16 protein-coding genes are annotated in these 17,998 nt (G+C 37.0%); 11 read left to right on the top strand and 5 right to left on the bottom strand.

Annotation, left to right across the window (positions count from 1 at the left end):
• Window positions 1–5: 5 nt before the first annotated feature.
• A complete protein-coding gene (locus BCELL_RS01930) occupies window positions 6–1,730 on the bottom strand; it encodes a methyl-accepting chemotaxis protein (RefSeq protein ID WP_013486981.1) in 1,725 nt (574 codons plus the stop codon).
• A 476-nt stretch (window positions 1,731–2,206) separates the two neighbouring features.
• On the opposite strand from BCELL_RS01930, the gene BCELL_RS01935 reads away from it, so the two are divergent.
• The 7 genes from BCELL_RS01935 to BCELL_RS01965 all read left to right on the top strand — a co-directional run bounded on the left by BCELL_RS01935 (window position 2,207) and on the right by BCELL_RS01965 (window position 9,631).
• On the top strand, window positions 2,207–3,337 hold the full coding sequence (locus BCELL_RS01935) for a trans-sulfuration enzyme family protein (protein WP_013486982.1): 1,131 nt from the start codon (window positions 2,207–2,209) through the stop codon (window positions 3,335–3,337).
• A 122-nt stretch (window positions 3,338–3,459) separates the two neighbouring features.
• Window positions 3,460–4,443, top strand: a complete 984-nt coding sequence (thiL, locus tag BCELL_RS01940; RefSeq protein WP_013486983.1) for a thiamine-phosphate kinase — start codon at window positions 3,460–3,462, stop codon at window positions 4,441–4,443.
• A gap of 17 nt (window positions 4,444–4,460) precedes the next feature.
• Window positions 4,461–4,925, top strand: a complete 465-nt coding sequence (gene tsaE, locus BCELL_RS01945; RefSeq protein WP_013486984.1) for a tRNA (adenosine(37)-N6)-threonylcarbamoyltransferase complex ATPase subunit type 1 TsaE — start codon at window positions 4,461–4,463, stop codon at window positions 4,923–4,925.
• Window positions 4,922–5,626, top strand: a complete 705-nt coding sequence (tsaB, locus tag BCELL_RS01950; protein WP_013486985.1) for a tRNA (adenosine(37)-N6)-threonylcarbamoyltransferase complex dimerization subunit type 1 TsaB — start codon at window positions 4,922–4,924, stop codon at window positions 5,624–5,626. Before tsaE ends, tsaB begins: the two co-directional genes overlap by 4 nt.
• A gap of 20 nt (window positions 5,627–5,646) precedes the next feature.
• Window positions 5,647–6,099, top strand: coding sequence for a ribosomal protein S18-alanine N-acetyltransferase (rimI, locus tag BCELL_RS01955; RefSeq protein ID WP_013486986.1), 453 nt, complete (start codon window positions 5,647–5,649; stop codon window positions 6,097–6,099).
• Entirely contained in the window at window positions 6,096–7,103 is a 1,008-nt protein-coding gene (tsaD, locus tag BCELL_RS01960) for a tRNA (adenosine(37)-N6)-threonylcarbamoyltransferase complex transferase subunit TsaD (RefSeq protein ID WP_041808100.1), read from the top strand. The genes rimI and tsaD overlap by 4 nt, the downstream gene beginning before the upstream one ends.
• Window positions 7,104–7,399: 296 nt before the next feature.
• Window positions 7,400–9,631, top strand: coding sequence for a hypothetical protein (locus BCELL_RS01965; RefSeq protein ID WP_041808101.1), 2,232 nt, complete (start codon window positions 7,400–7,402; stop codon window positions 9,629–9,631).
• A 452-nt stretch (window positions 9,632–10,083) separates the two neighbouring features.
• On the opposite strand, the gene BCELL_RS01970 is transcribed toward BCELL_RS01965, so the two are convergent.
• On the bottom strand, window positions 10,084–12,018 hold the full coding sequence (locus tag BCELL_RS01970; RefSeq protein WP_013486989.1) for an ABC-F family ATP-binding cassette domain-containing protein: 1,935 nt from the start codon (window positions 12,016–12,018) through the stop codon (window positions 10,084–10,086).
• A 143-nt stretch (window positions 12,019–12,161) separates the two neighbouring features.
• Here BCELL_RS01970 and moaC point away from each other — a divergent pair, with 143 nt between their 5' ends.
• The 3 genes from moaC to BCELL_RS01985 all read left to right on the top strand — a co-directional run bounded on the left by moaC (window position 12,162) and on the right by BCELL_RS01985 (window position 15,025).
• A complete protein-coding gene (gene moaC / locus BCELL_RS01975) occupies window positions 12,162–12,641 on the top strand; it encodes a cyclic pyranopterin monophosphate synthase MoaC (RefSeq protein WP_013486990.1) in 480 nt (159 codons plus the stop codon).
• Window positions 12,642–12,733: 92 nt separating this feature from the next.
• Window positions 12,734–13,369: a redox-sensing transcriptional repressor Rex gene (locus BCELL_RS01980; RefSeq protein ID WP_013486991.1), complete on the top strand. Its 636-nt coding sequence runs from the start codon at window positions 12,734–12,736 to the stop codon at window positions 13,367–13,369.
• A 246-nt stretch (window positions 13,370–13,615) separates the two neighbouring features.
• Window positions 13,616–15,025: an MDR family MFS transporter gene (locus tag BCELL_RS01985; protein ID WP_013486992.1), complete on the top strand. Its 1,410-nt coding sequence runs from the start codon at window positions 13,616–13,618 to the stop codon at window positions 15,023–15,025.
• An 825-nt stretch (window positions 15,026–15,850) separates the two neighbouring features.
• Here the strand turns inward: BCELL_RS01985 and BCELL_RS01990 are convergent.
• The 3 genes from BCELL_RS01990 to BCELL_RS02000 all read right to left on the bottom strand — a co-directional run bounded on the left by BCELL_RS01990 (window position 15,851) and on the right by BCELL_RS02000 (window position 17,279).
• A complete protein-coding gene (locus BCELL_RS01990; RefSeq protein WP_013486993.1) occupies window positions 15,851–16,051 on the bottom strand; it encodes a hypothetical protein in 201 nt (66 codons plus the stop codon).
• A gap of 292 nt (window positions 16,052–16,343) precedes the next feature.
• Window positions 16,344–16,547, bottom strand: coding sequence for a YdiK family protein (locus BCELL_RS01995; RefSeq protein ID WP_013486994.1), 204 nt, complete (start codon window positions 16,545–16,547; stop codon window positions 16,344–16,346).
• Complete coding sequence (locus BCELL_RS02000; RefSeq protein WP_013486995.1) at window positions 16,548–17,279, bottom strand: CPBP family intramembrane glutamic endopeptidase; 732 nt, start codon at window positions 17,277–17,279, stop codon at window positions 16,548–16,550.
• A gap of 428 nt (window positions 17,280–17,707) precedes the next feature.
• On the opposite strand from BCELL_RS02000, the gene groES reads away from it, so the two are divergent.
• The gene (gene groES / locus BCELL_RS02005; protein WP_013486996.1) at window positions 17,708–17,992 is read left to right on the top strand and encodes a co-chaperone GroES; all 285 of its coding nucleotides are present in this window, start codon (window positions 17,708–17,710) and stop codon (window positions 17,990–17,992) included.
• The last annotated feature ends 6 nt before the right edge of the window (window positions 17,993–17,998 follow it).

The following is a 17,998-nucleotide window of genomic DNA, read 5'->3' on the forward strand; positions in this document are numbered from 1 at the left end:
AATGCCTATTCAGTTTTTCTAGAAACTCCTTTAACAGAAAAACGGCTCATCGAAGCATTTAATTGACCTACAGAAGTGTATAAATCACTCGAGTGATCATTAATATTATGAATGATGTTATTTTGCTCATAAATGGAGTCGCTAGCTTCATTTATATATAAGGTTGTTTTTTCAGACATACGAGTTAGCTCTTCTAGAGAGTCGTTAATTTCATCGCTTTCTTTTGTCATAGTTAATAAACTAGTATAAATACTATCAATATTATTTACTAAATCGTCAATAGAGCTTGCATTGTTAGTTAAATAAGAAATATTTTTCTCCATTTTCTTTTGTTCTTCTTGTGTCTTTTCGTTAGAAGATAGAAGTACTTTTTCGACTTCATCTGCTTCTTGCTGTATCCCTTGAATAATAATGTTCATATCGTTTATCGATTGATTGACTTCAGATGACAAGCTACGAATCTCTTCAGCTACAACGGCAAAGCCTCTTCCGTAACTTCCAGCACGAGCAGCTTCAATACTAGCATTAAGTGCTAATAGATTTGTTTTCTCAGCAACTTTATTAATAAGTTCTGTAATTTGCGATATATCGGCTGCCTTCTCTACTAAAACGTTCACCTTAGAAGCAGAGTTAGCAACCATGCGATTAATCGAATCAATATTAGAAACAGATTCATTCATTAATTCTATTCCCTCTTTTGTTGTAGAGGCAACTTCTAAAGAGGATTCTTTCATGTTCATACTAGATTTTTCAATAGTATTAATTCTACCGTTAAAGCTTTCGTTAGTGTGAGAAATTTGAACGACTGCAGCAGATTGCTCTTCCACTATCGCTATAAGCTCATTTAATTTACTAGAAACATTTTTACTAACATCATTTAAAAATGTCGCAGATTGTTCGAGATCTTCACTTTTATCATTAATATTATTTGATACATTGGAGATATCCCCTAAAATTTCTTCGATACCAGATTTCATTGTATTTAATGAAGTTGAAATTTTTGAGAATTCATCCTTCCCATTCATATTAATATTGTTTACAGTTAAGTCACCATTTTCAATTTTTTCACTAAAAGATAGTATGTTTGTTAAGCGTTTTTTAACGTCACGGTTAACAACAACTAAAATGAGCGTTCCAATAATCACTGAAATAAGAATCGAAAATGTTAATATTTGATTTGTTCTATCAAAACTTTGATAAGTGGTGCCGACCATTTCTTCTCTTTCACTTTCAAATATATTCTTTAGTTGATTTAGAGAGAAGGTGCTTTGTTGAAAACTACGTCGCGCTTGCTCAAGTTGACCACGGTTAAAGTTGGCGCTTTTTTCACTCTCTCTCAAAGTGATGTAGTTTTCGAAAATATCAATGATTGCATAATCATTATCGAGTGCTACGTTAAGTAATGTTTGTTTTTCATCGGAATCTATATATGCTTCAAGGCTATCTAAAAGGGAGTTAAATTCATTAACTGTATTATTAAAGTTTGCCTCTGAAGTATTTTGTGGATTTATCATATGCTGTGCTAATATCGTAAAGCGTTCTTGCATGAGCACTTCCATTTGCGCTATTTTTTGCGAGTTATCCGCACTTTGATTCATGCTAGCTACTTCACTTCTCGTCTCTTCTAATAGATAATTAACAAGTAATGCGGATACTAAAAATAAAATTATCGTCAAAACATAAACAGAACCATACTTGAATGATAAACTTCTATTCGACCATTTAAACAATTAAAATACCTCACTTCTGATTTTGACTTGCTGTTCAATACACTCCACTAATTATACAAAAATCGACAAACTCAAGATAGTAAAATATTTTTTTGATAACGCTTACTACTAAAAGTAAATAGAAAAGACACAATTTTTTAAAAGATTAGCAAATAGTCTGCTGTACGTCTTGGAGATAAGCACCTAGTATTTTAAGAGACACGGTGATTTTCCACAGTTCTTAAAAGTGCCATAAGCTAGAAAAAATTACGGGCAAGCCACATGCCTACGATAAGAAATCTACTTATAGTGGGATTTTAAGCGATTTCGGAAGCTCCGCTCAATGCCTTACAGGTCGCCCTAATAGTTAAAAATTCTATCTTTTAGTCAACCTCTCACACATAAAGTGACGTAAACGACATTTAGAGCAATATTTATGATGAAATGGTAAAATGTATGGTAAATGAAAAAATGTAGGAAAGTGGGGCTAACTTTATATGCGATTTGAAACAAAAAACGTACACTTTCAAGAAAAGCTAGATCATACAGAAATGAGTAAGACAAAACCAATATATCAGACTTCTGCTTTTTCTTTTCACGACTTAGATGATATGGAATCGTTCTTCAAAGGGGAGAAATCTTATTTATATACGAGAGTAGGGAATCCGAACACGGACGATTTAGGAAAGGGAGTAGCTGATTTGGAAGGTGCAGATAAAGGTGCTGCTGCATCCTCTGGCATTTCGGCAATATTAGCAGCCGTATTAGCAGTAGCAAAATCAGGGGACCACATTATTGCTACTGAGGATTTATATGGTGGCACGTATCAGCTAATGGCGAAGGAACTAATAGATTTTGGGATCGAAACTAGCTTCGTGGACTTTACAAATAAAGATAGCGTTATAAACGCTATAAAAGATAATACAGTGTTACTTTATTCAGAATCTATTACCAACCCATTACTAAGAGTAGAAAACATCGAGCAAGTAGTTGGGATTGCAAAAGAATATAAGTTGAAAACAATTATTGATAACACGTTTGCGACACCATATTTAATTAGACCGCATGAATCTGGTGTTGATCTTGTCGTTCATAGTGCTACGAAGTATATCGGTGGACATAGTGACTTATCGGCTGGAGTAGTGACTGGGAGCAATGCATTAATGAGTAAAGTAAAGGCGAAAATCACAAACATCGGCAGTAACCTAGGGCCATTTGATGGCTGGTTAGCTTGCCGGGGGTTGAAAACACTAAGTCTACGTATGGAACGTCAATCACGTAATGCTAGTACTTTAGCTAACTATTTAGCGAGCAATGAAAATATTAAAAAGGTCTACTATCCAACAGCAGCTTCAAAAAAAGGAAATGGCGCCATTGTATCCATTGAATTAGCTGAACATGTAGATGTTCATCAGTTTTTTAGACAATTGAGTTGGGTGAAGGTTGTTCCGACATTAGCTGGTGTAGAAACTTCTGTAACATATCCTTTAGGTACATCGCATCGATCAGTACCTGAAGCAACGAGAGAAAGATTAGGTGTATCAACAAATTTAGTGCGTATCTCTGTTGGGATTGAAGATGAAGAGGATATTGTAGAGGCATTTACAGAGGCATTATCGTTTTCATAATGGCTTTTATGTATTCTTCAACTTCTTTGATATAATGGAGCGTAGAAAGTGGGGAATCTATGAAAAGGATTCCCTATCTTTATCTTTTCAGAGTACAAACAAATTAAAGTCGGTGATTCTTTATGAACAATGAAGTTAATTGGATAAGAGGTATTACCCCAAACAAGCACCATCAACAACAATTAAAAGTTGGTATTGGTGACGATGCTGCCATTTATGGACATGATAAAAAAATGGAGTCTGTCGTTGCAGTAGATACGATGGTTGAGGGGATACACTTTACAAAGCAAACAATGCCAATGAAGTCCATTGGACATAAAGCATTAGCAGTCAATATCAGTGATATTGCAGCAATGGGTGCCATTCCACAATATTACCTCGTTTCTATCGCTATTCCTAAAACAAGCTGGAAAAAGAAAGAACTGAATGATATCTATAATGGGATGAATGAGCTGGCTACCGTTTGGAGTATGGACTTAATTGGTGGAGATACGGTTTCAACAAACGATGCACTCGTTATTTCAGTAACAGTAATAGGAAAAGTGGAAAAAGAGAGAAGGCTGCTCCGCTCAAATGCGAGATGCGGAGACGTCGTTTTTGTTACAGGAGAATTAGGCTTATCGGCCTATGGCTTACAAGCGCTTCTTGAAAAAGGCTATGAAAATATTGATGACGATGAGTTGCTGCCATATTTACAGGCACACCAAAAGCCTGATCCACATGTAAGAGCAGGACGCTTGTTAGCAAACTGTGGATATAGAATAGCTCTTAATGACATAAGCGATGGACTGGCAAGTGAAGCGAAAGAAATCGCTGACGCAAGTCAAGTTACAGTAGAATTGGACTGGGCAGCGATCCCTACTACAAATAAGCTGAAGGAATATCCACAGGAAAAACAAGAAGAGTGGCTCCTTTATGGGGGAGAAGATTTTAAACTTGTCGGGACTATTGGGAAGGAAAATTGGGAAAAGTTAAAAGCGGCTTTTCAAGCTCATTCGTTACCAATATTTAAAATAGGTTCTATTTTAACAGGAAATAGTGAAGTATTATTAAAAAAAGAGAATAAGCGAGAAGTATTAAAGAAAACTGGATATGGTCATTTATAGTTGGAGGATGACAAGTAATGATATACGAATGGGAAATGAAGTCTAGCTCAATAGAAGAAACAACGCAACTGGCTGAAAAACTAGCCACTCATCTGGCGAAGGGTGATGTGGTTACGTTAGAAGGCGATTTAGGTGCAGGGAAGACGAGCTTTACTAAAGGCTTAGCAAAAGGATTAGGTGTAACGAGAAACGTAAATAGCCCAACCTTTACTATTATTAAAGAGTATGAAGGAAAGCATATGATGCTATACCACATGGATGCTTACCGAGTAGAAGAGGAATATGAAGATTTAGGATTAGAGGAATATTTTGAAGGTGAGGGGGTCACTGTTATTGAGTGGCCAAGTATGATTGCCGAACAGCTCCCACAAGAGCGGTTGTCGATTCATATTCAATATACCGGAGAAACTACTAGAAACATTGTAATTACTGCGTTTGGTCAAAGGTACATATCAATTTGTAAGGAGATTTTTGAAGCATGAACGGATTAGCGATAGACACATCTACATATGTCATGGGAGTTGCAGTAATGAAAGATGGGGAGTTGGCTGGCGAGTTCATGACAAACATGAAAAAAAATCATTCACTACGTCTCATGCCAGCTATTAGAAAACTATTAGAAGAAGTGGATTTGACACCAGAACAACTCAATAGAATTGTTGTTGCTGAAGGGCCGGGTTCCTATACAGGGGTTAGAATAGGTGTGACGACGGCTAAAACACTAGCGTGGTCGTTAAATATACCTGTAGTTGGTGTATCAAGTTTAGAGATTATTGCACAGCATGGTCGCTATACAGAGGGAGTTATCTCTCCTTTTATTGATGCGCGGAGAGGACAAGTGTATACAGGGCTATATCAATCAAAAAATGGAATCGTGAAACGTGTCCGAGACGATCAAATCATCCAGCATGAAGATTGGTTGCAAAGCCTACGGGAAGAAGGGGAAAATGTATTTTTTGCGAGTCCAGATATGGATAAGCATGTAGAAGGAATTAAACGTATTTTAGGGGAAGCTGCCATGATAGGTGGAGTGACGGAAATGGCACCACGTCCAGGAGAACTTATCAAGCTAGGGATGGAAAAAGAAGTGGATGTCAGTACACATGAGTTTTCCCCAAATTATATTAGAATGGCCGAAGCCGAAACGAAATGGCTAGCAGCGAAAAAAGAAGGACAATCTTAAAGAGTTGAGGGGAACGTTGTATGGGGGTAGAGGTAAACGTTAGGAGAATGGATATAAGTGACCTTGGAGATGTCCTAGAGGTAGAATTAGATGCATTTCCGAACCCATGGAGTCGTAAAGCATTTATTAATGAGTTAACGACAAATCAATTTGCATATTATATCGTTGCAGTAGTGGAAGGACGAGTCGTTGGCTATGCAGGCGTATGGGTTGTGATAGACGAAGCACATATTACTAATATCGCTGTCCACTCTGCATATCAAAGAATGGGTATCGGTGATTTACTTTTAAAAGGAATATTAGAAATTGCTAAAATGTTAGGGGCAAACAAGGCGACATTGGAAGTAAGAGTCTCAAATGATAAAGCGAAATCATTATATGAGAAGCATGGATTTGAAAATGGAGGCATCAGGAAAAATTATTATACAGATAATAATGAGGATGCGCAGATTATGTGGGTGATGTTAGAGTGACAAAAAATATGATATTAAGTATTGAAACTAGCTGTGATGAAACATCTGTCGCAGTAGTGAAAAATGGCCGTGAAGTTTTAAGTAATATCGTTTCTTCTCAAATTGAAAGTCATAAACGATTTGGCGGGGTTGTCCCAGAGATTGCATCACGACATCATGTAGAACAAATCACGTATATATTAGAGGAAGCGATGCGCGAAGCAGACGTGTCTTTTAAAGATATAGATGCAATTGCAGTAACGGAAGGACCTGGATTAGTTGGGGCATTGTTAATCGGAGTAAATGCTGCTAAGGCAGTTGCATTTGCTCATAATAAGCCTTTAATCGGAGTTCACCATATTGCTGGCCATATTTACGCAAACCATATCGTCGAGGAGTTGACCTTTCCTTTACTGACGTTAGTCGTATCTGGAGGACATACAGAGCTAGTGTATATGACAGAACATGGATCATTTGAAGTAATTGGTGAAACGCGTGATGATGCGGTTGGCGAAGCATATGATAAAGTAGCACGCACGCTAGGATTGCCGTACCCAGGCGGTCCACATGTGGATAAGCTCGCACAAGAAGGAGAAGCAACGATAGATCTCCCAAGAGCCTGGTTAGAACCTGGATCATATGACTTTAGTTTTAGCGGATTAAAGTCAGCCGTTATTAATACATTACACAATGCAAAGCAAAAAGGTATCACATTACCTATTGAAAACGTTGCAGCAAGCTTCCAAGAAAGTGTCATAGAAGTGCTTGTCACTAAAACGATACAAGCCGCAGAGGAGAAGAAAGTGAATCGAATACTGCTCGCGGGTGGTGTTGCTGCAAACAAAGGCTTACGGAGCGCGCTTAAAAAAGCGTGTGAAGAAAAAGGACTAACGTTAACGATCCCACCATTATCACTATGCACAGATAATGCAGCCATGATTGGTGCGGCAGGTGCTATCGCTTTTGAGAAAGGCAAACGTGCTAACGATTGGTTAAATGGTGAACCAGGATTAATATTAAAATAAGGGTGTTATTAAATCTGAGCCTTCTTGTCCACAATGGATAAGGAGGTTTTGTTTATGCACATGTGGATAAGCGAAATCTGAATATTTGACAAAATATCTTATAAAATGGGAATGTATGATCTTGTTAATAACAATTTGTACACAAGTTGTGGATAATGGGGAAAAACGGTGTCGAATACTGGTATATTAATGTCAAAAATACTCACAGGTAAAATTGTGGATAACTTAAGTTTTTGTGAATAACTCTGTTTATAATTGATATAACAGCTAAAAAGTTGTGGATAGGGATGTGGATTATGTGGATATATCAGAAAATATACACATTTGTAAAACTAAGCCTATGTTTTTATGTTAGTTTGTTTGTGTTACTGTGCATAACTGATAGTCCAGTTGTTGCAGAAAGTGATAAAAAAGAGCAACATATAACAATTATATTAGTTCCTGGGCTATCTTTTGAAGAAATGGAGTGGCTATATCATCATGCAAGTGACAATCACCTGTGGACAACCGGTGCATACGCTGCAATTAATCTTAGATCAGATGGAAATTACTCGTATTTGAATAACGCTGTTTCTTTAAGTGTAGGTAGACGCGCAGTTGGAGTGAAGGATTGGAATAGTTTCGAAAGAGATGAACTAGTAGATGGAACTAAGGCTGTCGATTTAATGCGTCAGTGGTATGGTGATGACGGAAGTGCGGACTTAGTTCATCCTTACTTACATCTATTAGAGGAAAAAATGGCTGCGAATAGCTATGGAGCTCATATAGGATGGTTAGGTGAAAGCTTAAACGAACAAAATGTTTTTACATATGTGATCGGAAATGCTGATACTCGTGAGGATAAAGAAAGGTATGCTTCCCTTTTTGTCATGAATAAAAGCGGAGAAGCTAATGGGAATTTATACGATGTCATTGTGGATAATCGAGATGCACCGTTAGGAGTAGAAATAGATAAAACGTTAGTTGTGGAAAAGTTAATAGATGTTCAAAAACAGCATGAAAGGACGTTCACCGTCGTTGAATGGGGAGATTTATATCGTTTATTCTCTGAGGAAGGAAAGATAGAGCCAGAGCATTTCGATTATCTATATGAAAATACGTTACTTAGACTAGAAGAAACGGTAGCAATGGTTCAACACCTTAATACCGAAGTGTGGCTGCTATCTCCTGCAGTGAATAACAATGCATATGCAAGGAAAAATCAGCTAGGACCTCTTTGGATTTGGAAAAACGACAGTAATACGTCAAAAGCAACGCTCTACTCTGAAACGACGCGGCGGACGTCTTTAGTAAGTAATACGGATATAGCTGAAACTTGGGTTCAAGCTTATATTGATGATTCATTACATAGTGGCAGCAGCTTAGGAAATGCACTTTTATATAAGCCTGTTGTAGAAGAAAATGATTGGTCTTTTATAGACTTCCAAAAGAGATTAAATGAAATTAACTATGTGTATGCGAAGCGGGGCGCTGTATTATCGAGTTATGTAACAGGATTAGTACTGCTATTAATTGTTGTATCACTTATGATTTGGCTTTTAAAAGATGTGGAAAAGTGGAAAAAGGCTGCAGTATTGTTACTACTAAGTGGTGTAAGTTCACCTTTTATTTTTATTATTATCCCGCCAGTTATGACAAATAGTTCACCTTACTTGTATGTCATGTTAGTAACTTTTTTAAGTTTCTTACTCGGCCTGTTGATAACAAAACTTTCAAAGAAACCATTTAGTGTTGCTTGTGGATTATTTTTTATCACTTTAATGTTTGATGTTATTTTAGGTGGGTATTTACTAGAGCGATCTTTTTTGAGCTATGATCCAGTTATTGGTGCACGTTATTATGGCATTGGGAATGAGTTCGCAGGAATATTCATCGTTAGTGGTCTGTTAATGATAGTCCCTTTTATAGGAAAGTTTAAAGACCATTTATCCTTTAAGGCAGCTTTTACAATTTGGTTCAAGCTCATGAGCGTCCTTGTCATTTTACTTATCGCGTTAGGTAGTTCTACCTATGGCGCAAATGCTGGGGCAAGTTTAGCTGTCAGTGTTGTCATGTTCTTTTTAACGATCCAGCTACTATTAAAAAATATTACGTGGCCTGTAAAATTAGTAACTGGGTTCCTATTTTTATTTGTCGTTCTTGTAGGCATATATGCTCTACAATTGAAGGCGCCATCAACGCATATTTATATCGCATTTCAACAACTATTAAGTGGCGATACCTCTGCTATTTGGCAAACGATCATAAGAAAAGTTGAAATGAACATAAAAATATTTAGAGTATCTTATTGGACACAGCTTTTTATAACAAGCTATTTTTTAGTAGGTTTAATTGTGTGGAGGAGAAAAAAACAAGAGCTGCATAAACAACAAACATTTATGATGAATACGTGTATAGTTGCTTCCCTCGCCCTACTAGTTTTAAATGATTCAGGCATTGTAGCGGCAGCAACCTCGATGTTCATTACGATAAGTGTCTGCTACGGATGGTCTTTACAAAATTCAGTTTCTGCGAGAGCTAACGGTTAGATTCTTAGCTTATAAGTGAATGTGTGGGCACGTACATTCATTTAAAAAGTTTGTTTTGTCTGTTTGTAGTATTGGCTGATGTTGTATTTTAGTAACTATATTTCGAATAGGATGGGCTTGACTCACGAAGGAAGTTTGAAGTGTTGAGAGATGTCGATAGAACGTCTCTCAGAGCAGATAGGAACTGAGAAAAACAGGAACAGTGACGATAGAGCACTCTTCATAGCAGAAAAAAATCTGTTATCGTGGAACAAAATTGATGTATAGCAAAAACCGTTACAAGTCGCAACGGTTTTTGTTTACATTATTAAACAATAAAATGACATTCGCCAGTTTAACCTTGAATCTTCAGTTTAAGTCCAACAACTCTACAAAATAATACAGATCACTTTTTCAAATTGCATGAAGGGACTCAATAAGGAATGACCAAACTCTAGAGTCTCCCTCTATATTTATTCATCCTGCAGCTGTTCCCATTCTTCCATCCATTTATCTACATTGGCTTTTGACTTTTCTATATTGTTATTTAGCTCAAGCGATTTTTCGTGATCCTGGTATATAACTGGATCGCACAGGTCTTCCTCCCATTGAGCAATACTTGTTTCTTCTTTTTCAATGAGTACTTCTAACTCCTCTATCCGTCTTTGACGCTGGCGTTCTTTTTTCTTTAATTCCTTTTCACGCTCATAGTCATGCTTGGCGGAGCCTTCGCTAGATTGCTTTTCAGGACTAGCTGTTCGAGTTGCAGCAGCTTTTTTTTCGGCTAATTTTTTTAGCTCTTCTTGCTCTAACTTTTTCGTGACGTAATAGTCGTAATCACCTAAATAGTCCGTTATTTTTGTCGAAGATAATTCAGCTACTCTTGTTGCCATTCTATTCACAAAGTAACGGTCGTGAGATACAAAAAGGAGAGTTCCTGGATAATCAATGAGTGCAGATTCTAATACTTCTTTACTATCAATATCGAGGTGGTTTGTCGGCTCATCAAGTATTAGCAAGTTTGCGTTAAGCATCATAAGCTTCGCAAGTGCTAATCTTGCTTTTTCTCCACCGCTAAGATCATAAACAATCTTTAAGACGTCATCACCACTAAATAAAAAATTCCCTAAAACGGTACGAATATCTTTTTCTGGCGTTTGTGGATATTCGTCCCACAGTTCTTGAAGCACCGTCTTATTAGATGTTAATTCCGTTTGCTCCTGATCGTAATAGCCAATTTTAACGTTACTACCGTAATTGATCTGACCAGCTATCGGGGATAATTTTTTGGAAATCGCTTTAATCAACGTTGATTTTCCGATTCCGTTTGGTCCAATTAAAGCAACGCTTTCTCCGCGCGTTATCTTTAAATTAATGTTTTCAAATAGTGTGTTCCCATTAAAGCCTACAGACAGATTTTCAATGGATAGTACGTCGTTTCCGCTCTGCTTATTAATGTTAAACCGGAACTTTGCAGAATGGTCATCATCGATAGGCCGATCTAATGGCGTCATTTTTTCTAGCTGTTTTCTTCTACTTTGTGCTCTTTTAGTAGTGGAAGCTCGAGCAATATTACGTTGAACAAAGTCTTCAAGCCGTTTCATTTCTTCCTGCTGTTTTTCAAACCGCTTTAATTCTATTTCAAGGCGTTTCGCTTTTTCCTCTAAATAGTTACTATAGTTGCCAGGATACTTAGTCGTCTCGTTAAATGACAGCTCGTATACTTGATTAACAATACGGTCAAGAAAATAACGGTCATGTGATACTACGAGTATCGCGCCATCATAACTAGATAAATAATTTTCAAGCCATGTAAGAGTTTCTATATCTAAGTGGTTTGTCGGCTCATCTAAAATTAATAGATCAGGCTTTGATAGGAGGAGCTTTCCAAGAGCTAGTCGCGTTTTTTGGCCGCCACTTAAAGTGTTTACAGTCGTGTTATAGTCAAAGTGAGCAAAATTTAAGCCAGATAATATACCACGTATATCTGCTTCGTATTGATAGCCACCTGCATCTTTGAAATCTTGCTGTAATTGATCATAATCTGATAAAACTTTTTCATAGTCACTTTGATTCGGATTACTCATTTTTTCTTCTAGTTTTCTTAGCTGTTTCTCCATTTGTTTTAAATGAACAAATACAGTGTTCATCTCTTCCCAAATGGAACGATCGGTGTTTAACCCACTATCCTGTGCAAGGTAACCGATTGAAACGTTTTTAGGTATGATTAAATCTCCAGAGTCAAATGAGAGGTCACCAGCAATAATTTTTAGAAGTGTAGATTTACCGGCACCATTACGACCGACTAATGCTACACGTTCACGGCTTTGTACCTCAAGCTTTACATTTGATAAAATTCTCTCTGCTCCGAAGGATTTTGACAATTGTACACATTGTAATAAGATCATCTTTTTCATCCTCACTGTCTAAATCCATACATTTCACAAAATAAGTGTACATGAATAAACACATATGAAGCAACTTAAATGAAAGTGGTTGTGTAGTTTGTGAAGAAAAGTGTACAATAGTGTTAGTAAAGGGGGTAGAAGCCTTGAGTTCGTTCACGCATTTTAATGAACAAGGGAGAGCCAAAATGGTCGACATCTCCGATAAAGGAGAAACAGTGCGAACAGCTGTTGCAAAAGGAAGCATCCAAGTAAATAAAGAAATATACGATGGCATTCAACAAGGGACAATGAAAAAAGGAGATGTTTTAGCTGTTGCTCAAGTAGCAGGTATTATGGCTGCAAAAAACACATCACAATGGATACCTATGTGTCACCCTTTATCTTTGTCGGGAGTTAACATACATTTTGATTGGGAAACTAGTGAAAGTGAATACACGTTACATATCGAAGCAAGTGTAAAGACAAAAGGAAGCACAGGTGTTGAAATGGAAGCGCTAACAGCCGTGTCAGCAACGGCTTTAACGATTTACGACATGTGCAAAGCAGTTGACAAAGGAATGATAATAGGAGAAAATTACTTGCTTGAAAAAACAGGTGGGAAGAACGGCGACTTTAAAAGATAGCAATAATAAATACAAATATATATTAAATGAAATGGGACTTCAAAAGAGATCTATATTCTTTTGGAGCAACCATCATGCTAGGAGGGAATAGTGTGGATATTGAACAAGCCAAAATACCGCAAGCAACAGCAAAACGTCTACCGCTTTATTATCGATTTTTAGAGAGCCTGCAATCTTCTGGAAAACATCGTGTATCGTCCTCTGAGTTAAGTGAAGCAGTAAAGGTAGACTCAGCAACAATCAGACGTGATTTTTCCTATTTCGGTGCATTAGGGAAAAAGGGCTATGGGTATAATGTTAACTACTTATTGACTTTTTTTCGTAAGACGCTTGATCAAGATGAAGTGACAAAGGTCATTTTAGTAGGAGTAGGTAATTTAGGAACTGCACTATTAAACTATAATTTTTCCAAAAGTAACAACATGAGAATTGAAATGGCATTTGACGTAGACGAAAACAAAGTGGGACAAGAAATTGGAAACGTTAGCATTCATCATTTAAATAATATTGAAGAGCTGATTCAAGGTGAAATTGAAGTTGCTATTTTAACTGTTCCTGCTAATGCAGCACAGCCAATTGCAGACCAATTAGTAAAAGCAGGGATTAAAGGAATTTTAAACTTTACACCAGCAAGACTATCCGTTCCGGAAAACGTTCGTATTCATCATATTGATTTATCAGTAGAACTACAATCATTAGTTTACTTTTTAAAGCATTATCCAATGTAAATGAGAATATTACCCTTTTCTTCAGAAGAGTTCTACATACAAAGTACTTACAGGTGTGTTTAAAGGTTAGTAAGCCTTTAACACACCTTAATTTTATTTATTGGAGTTCTTGAGGCAGTAATGTTGCCCTCATACAAGGGGATGCTATTTTTCGTTAAATAGGCATGTAGGCAATCATCGGCTATCGTGGTATAGTAATAGTAATGTTTCGAGTTTCGAAAAAGTTTTAGCAAGCAGGTGATGTTGTTGAGCAAAGTACCACATAAATGGCTCGTAGTTATTACAGTTTTATTAGGGACTTTTACAATTATTTTAAATAACAGTATGTTAAATCCAGCAGTTCCCCATTTAATGAATGTGTTCGGTGGGGATGCCGTTGCGACTGGATGGGTTATTACGATTTTTATGGTTACAATGGGTATTACGATGCCAGTTACGGGATATTTAGGTGATAAGTTTGGGAAAAAGCAGCTATATATGGCTGGCTTGTTCATCTTTATTCTTGGATCCATTTTAGGAGCTTTTTCGTGGGATCTATCCTCTCTCATTTTATTCCGTGGTCTTCAAGGAATAGGTGGCGGATTAATGATGCCAACATCGATGGCGCTTATTTTTGAAGTTTTTCCGAGGAAAGAACGTGGACTTGCGACAGGGATTTATGGTATTGCTGCAATGATGGCGCCAACAATTGGACCGACACTAGGTGGATTTATTATCGAAATGGGATCGTGGCAATGGCTCTTCCTTTGTAACATTCCTACTGGATTATTAGGTCTTATCTTTTCATATTTGTATTTAAAACAAACGAAAAAGGTCAATGGACTTACGTTTGATTTGTCGGGATTCGTTGCTGTCACGCTCGGTGTAGGTGCGATTTTACTTGCATTAGGAAGAGTGTCGGAGATTGGACATTTAACAAACGTATTGAATATTGCTCTTATTGTTTTCGGACTATTATCGTTATTCCTTTTTATCCGCATAGAAAACAGAAAAGAACAGCCACTTCTCGATTTATCGATTTTTAAAGTACGTGCATACACGTATAGCGTTTGGATTGGAAGTATCAGTAGTATTAGCTTGTTTGCTGGTATTTTTCTCGTACCATTGTTAGTGCAAAATGTATATGGTTACGGTGCGATTATGACAGGATTGTCGTTATTGCCAGGAGCATTACTTTCCGGTATTTTTATGAGCATTGGTGGAAGGATGTTAGATAAAAAAGGCCCCGCACTTGTAGTAACGACAGGCCTTATTTTGACGACAATACCTACCTTTTTATATGGATTTTTAAGCTTAGAAACGGCATTATGGGTTATTTTCGTCCTAAATGGTGTAAGAGGAATAGGGATGGGATTAAGCACAATGCCATCTACAACAGCAGGTATGAATGCTATTCCAGAACAGCTAATTACGAGAGGGTCGGCAATGAATAATGTGCTTCGCCAAATGAGCTCTTCGTTAGGGATCGTTTTCATATCCGTATATTTCGAGGTTAGAAGAGGACAGCTTACTGCACTAAATGGGACATCACTTGAACAATCGAGCTTACAAGCAATTAATGAAGGGTTTATCATTATCGCTATACTTTCCTTAATATCTATACCAATTGGGATATTACTTGGGAAAGAACATAAAAAGCAGCAAAAGGACCACTGAAAAAGTACTTAAATTCAAAGGGTAGACTAATAAATATAAGGTTGTTTGAATATAGAAGTTGATGAGACCTGTGCAAACTCGCTTTCCGTGGGCGGCTGGTGAGCCTCCTCGACCTGCGGTCTGCGGGGTCTCACCCCTGCCTTCGATCCCACAGGAACGAGCGTTACTTCGTCGCCTTATGCTTCGAGTTGTCTCGACGGATACGCTCCAAAGCATATACTCGTAGAGGAAGAGACAGTAAACTCGCTTGCTCCGGTCTCATCAACTTTCCCTTTCCCTATAATGAGCTGTATTAATATTAATGCAACGAAACAGCAAGTTTTTCACTTTTTCAGTGCCTTCTATTTGTATTGCAATGGCTATGCTCGTCGCTCGCCTGATAGGATAAACCCATTCCTATCAGGCTTTTAAACGATTGCGACGGCTACGCACATTGCCTAAGGGCACTGAAAAAGTGAAAGAACGCCACTTTTTCAGTGCCTTCTATTTGTATTGCAATGGCTATGCTCGTCGCTCGCCTGATAGGATAAACCCACTCCTATCAGGCTTTTAAACGATTGCGACGGCTACGCACATTGCTTAAGGGCACTGAAAAAGTGAAGGAACGCCACTTTTTCAGTGCCCTTGCAAAAACAGGAGCGGTTATTGAAGAACGTAAAATAGCTTTATTATCATGACAAAACAAAGGAAGGTTGACTCAAAAGGGGTATCTTACCCAGTGAGTCAACCTCGTTTTAAGGAAAAATCTTATTGGTGCTTACAAACGTAAATTAAAAACATTATCATGAAACATCTTTAATAGCATAAACATACAATAAGACTGAGTTACGTCAATATCGTTTTACAGTTAGGACATAAAGATTTGTCATGCTCTTGCGGTATGCTAGTCTGACATGTTTTGCATATTTTGTTGTTTGCAGCTGATTCAGCTTTGAGAGTTTGACTCTTCTTTTTCTTGTAGAAAATGGAGTATACAAAAAGTAGGACGATGGCGATAACGAGTGTAACAGTAAACCACATTGGCATAGTCTCACCTCCTTTATAAAAAGTAGGTCTTATCTATCTATACTTCAAGCCAGTTCACTTTTAGAACTGAAAAAGGAAAACAATTAGGGGAATATGAATGTTTAATATATAAAGATGAAAACGTTTACAAATGAGTGTCGTTAAAATACAGAAAACCCAACATCGTATGTTCTTGATGTTGGGTTCATTGTGTGAGTGAAATGATATTTATAGAATATATACTTCTATTCTACATGATGATGTCGAAATTTGTACACCGTGGACACCAATTTTTTTGACGAATTAGCAACTTTTACTGTTTTTTTCTTCTTTCTTTATTAGCAGCACCGAAGTAACGGAAGGAAATCATATAATCAATTGCCGCTAAAGCAATGAGAAGTAGCGTCCAAATATCCCATCCTTCGGAACGGTTATGCTGCTGTATGGCAAAGTAAACAAATGCAGTAGCAATAAAAAAGTAAAAATAACCGAAAAAACGAGCCGAATTATTTTTCATTTAAAAAAGTCCTCCAAATAAATAAAAGATTACCTGCATGTTTTCCACCCTATCAAGGTAGTTTTGAATTTGTTCCCCAAAAATTACTTGGACGATCATCACGAATGAATTAATTCCGACATGAGCAATAATTGGCACAATAATTCGCTTTGTTTTCACGTAGAGATAGGCTAATACAATACCACCTAATAAGTATACGAGAAGATGCTTAAAGTCCATGTGTACGATTGCGAAAATGACACCACTTAATAATGCTGCAATCCAAAATCCATATCGCTTAAATAAGCTTCCAAAAATGATCTTCCTAAATACAATTTCCTCCATGATTGGAACAAAAACTGAAAATACGATGATTAGTAAAGGTACAGCTGTTGCAAACCCAACAAGCTGTTCTGTGTTCTCTGAACCAGGTTCTATTCCGAATACATACATTTGAATAAGCCCTGCAACAATTTGTGCGATGTATACCATGAAAATACCTAGAAAAGACCACAAAATAGTGTCTGGAATGTCGGCTTTGTTTCTAGTGAATTCCTCATCACGATTTGCCGTCACGGTTAATGCTAGGATGACAAAGAATCCTATAGTAAAAGTAATGAAGACTGCAGTACCTAATAAAGCACTTTCAGATTCAAATGAGCCAAAGCGCAGTAGTAGCGGTAAAGTAACAAAAGATAAACTTAAATGCATGATGATAAAACTAAGTAGAATAATCCAATACCTTTTACTCAATGTACCTTACTCCTTTTTATGTAGTGTTGATATTTGTGTTAGTAGTATTTCTTCATATATACTTTCAAGAGTGTTTCCAATTGTATTGTTATTATTTCAATACATAATATGAACATGGTTGTCTATTCATTACGGTAATTATTGTATCATAAATGATCAATTTTTATTGTGAAGAGGGCTTATCACATTTTTAGGTATAAATTACCAACATTATGCTGATAGTATATTGTGGATAAAAAAAGTAACATTAAGTCGAAAAAAAAGTGATAATTTTTAATTCAAATTACTTGAAAATGAGATAGTAATTGATTATTATAATAAATGTGTTAGCACTCATTAATGTTGAGTGCTAATAAATTTAAATATTAAACCGCGCAGTGATAAACTGTCGCAAATAAAAAACATCATTTTAAAGGAGGTTGTTTTCCTTGTTAAAACCATTAGGTGATCGTATTGTCATTGAGTTGGTAGAGCAAGAAGAAAAAACGGCTAGCGGAATCGTACTTCCTGATTCTGCAAAGGAAAAGCCGCAGGAAGGTAAAGTGGTTGCAGTAGGTACTGGACGCGTTACTGAAAATGGTGAGCGTGTAGCACTAGAAGTAAGTGAAGGGGATGCTATCATCTTCTCTAAATATGCAGGCACAGAAGTGAAGTATGAAGGCAAGGAATATTTAATCCTTCGTGAAAGCGACGTATTAGCAGTTATCGGTTAATCGATA

Source organism: Evansella cellulosilytica DSM 2522, assembly GCF_000177235.2.
Classification (GTDB): domain Bacteria; phylum Bacillota; class Bacilli; order Bacillales; family Salisediminibacteriaceae; genus Evansella; species Evansella cellulosilytica.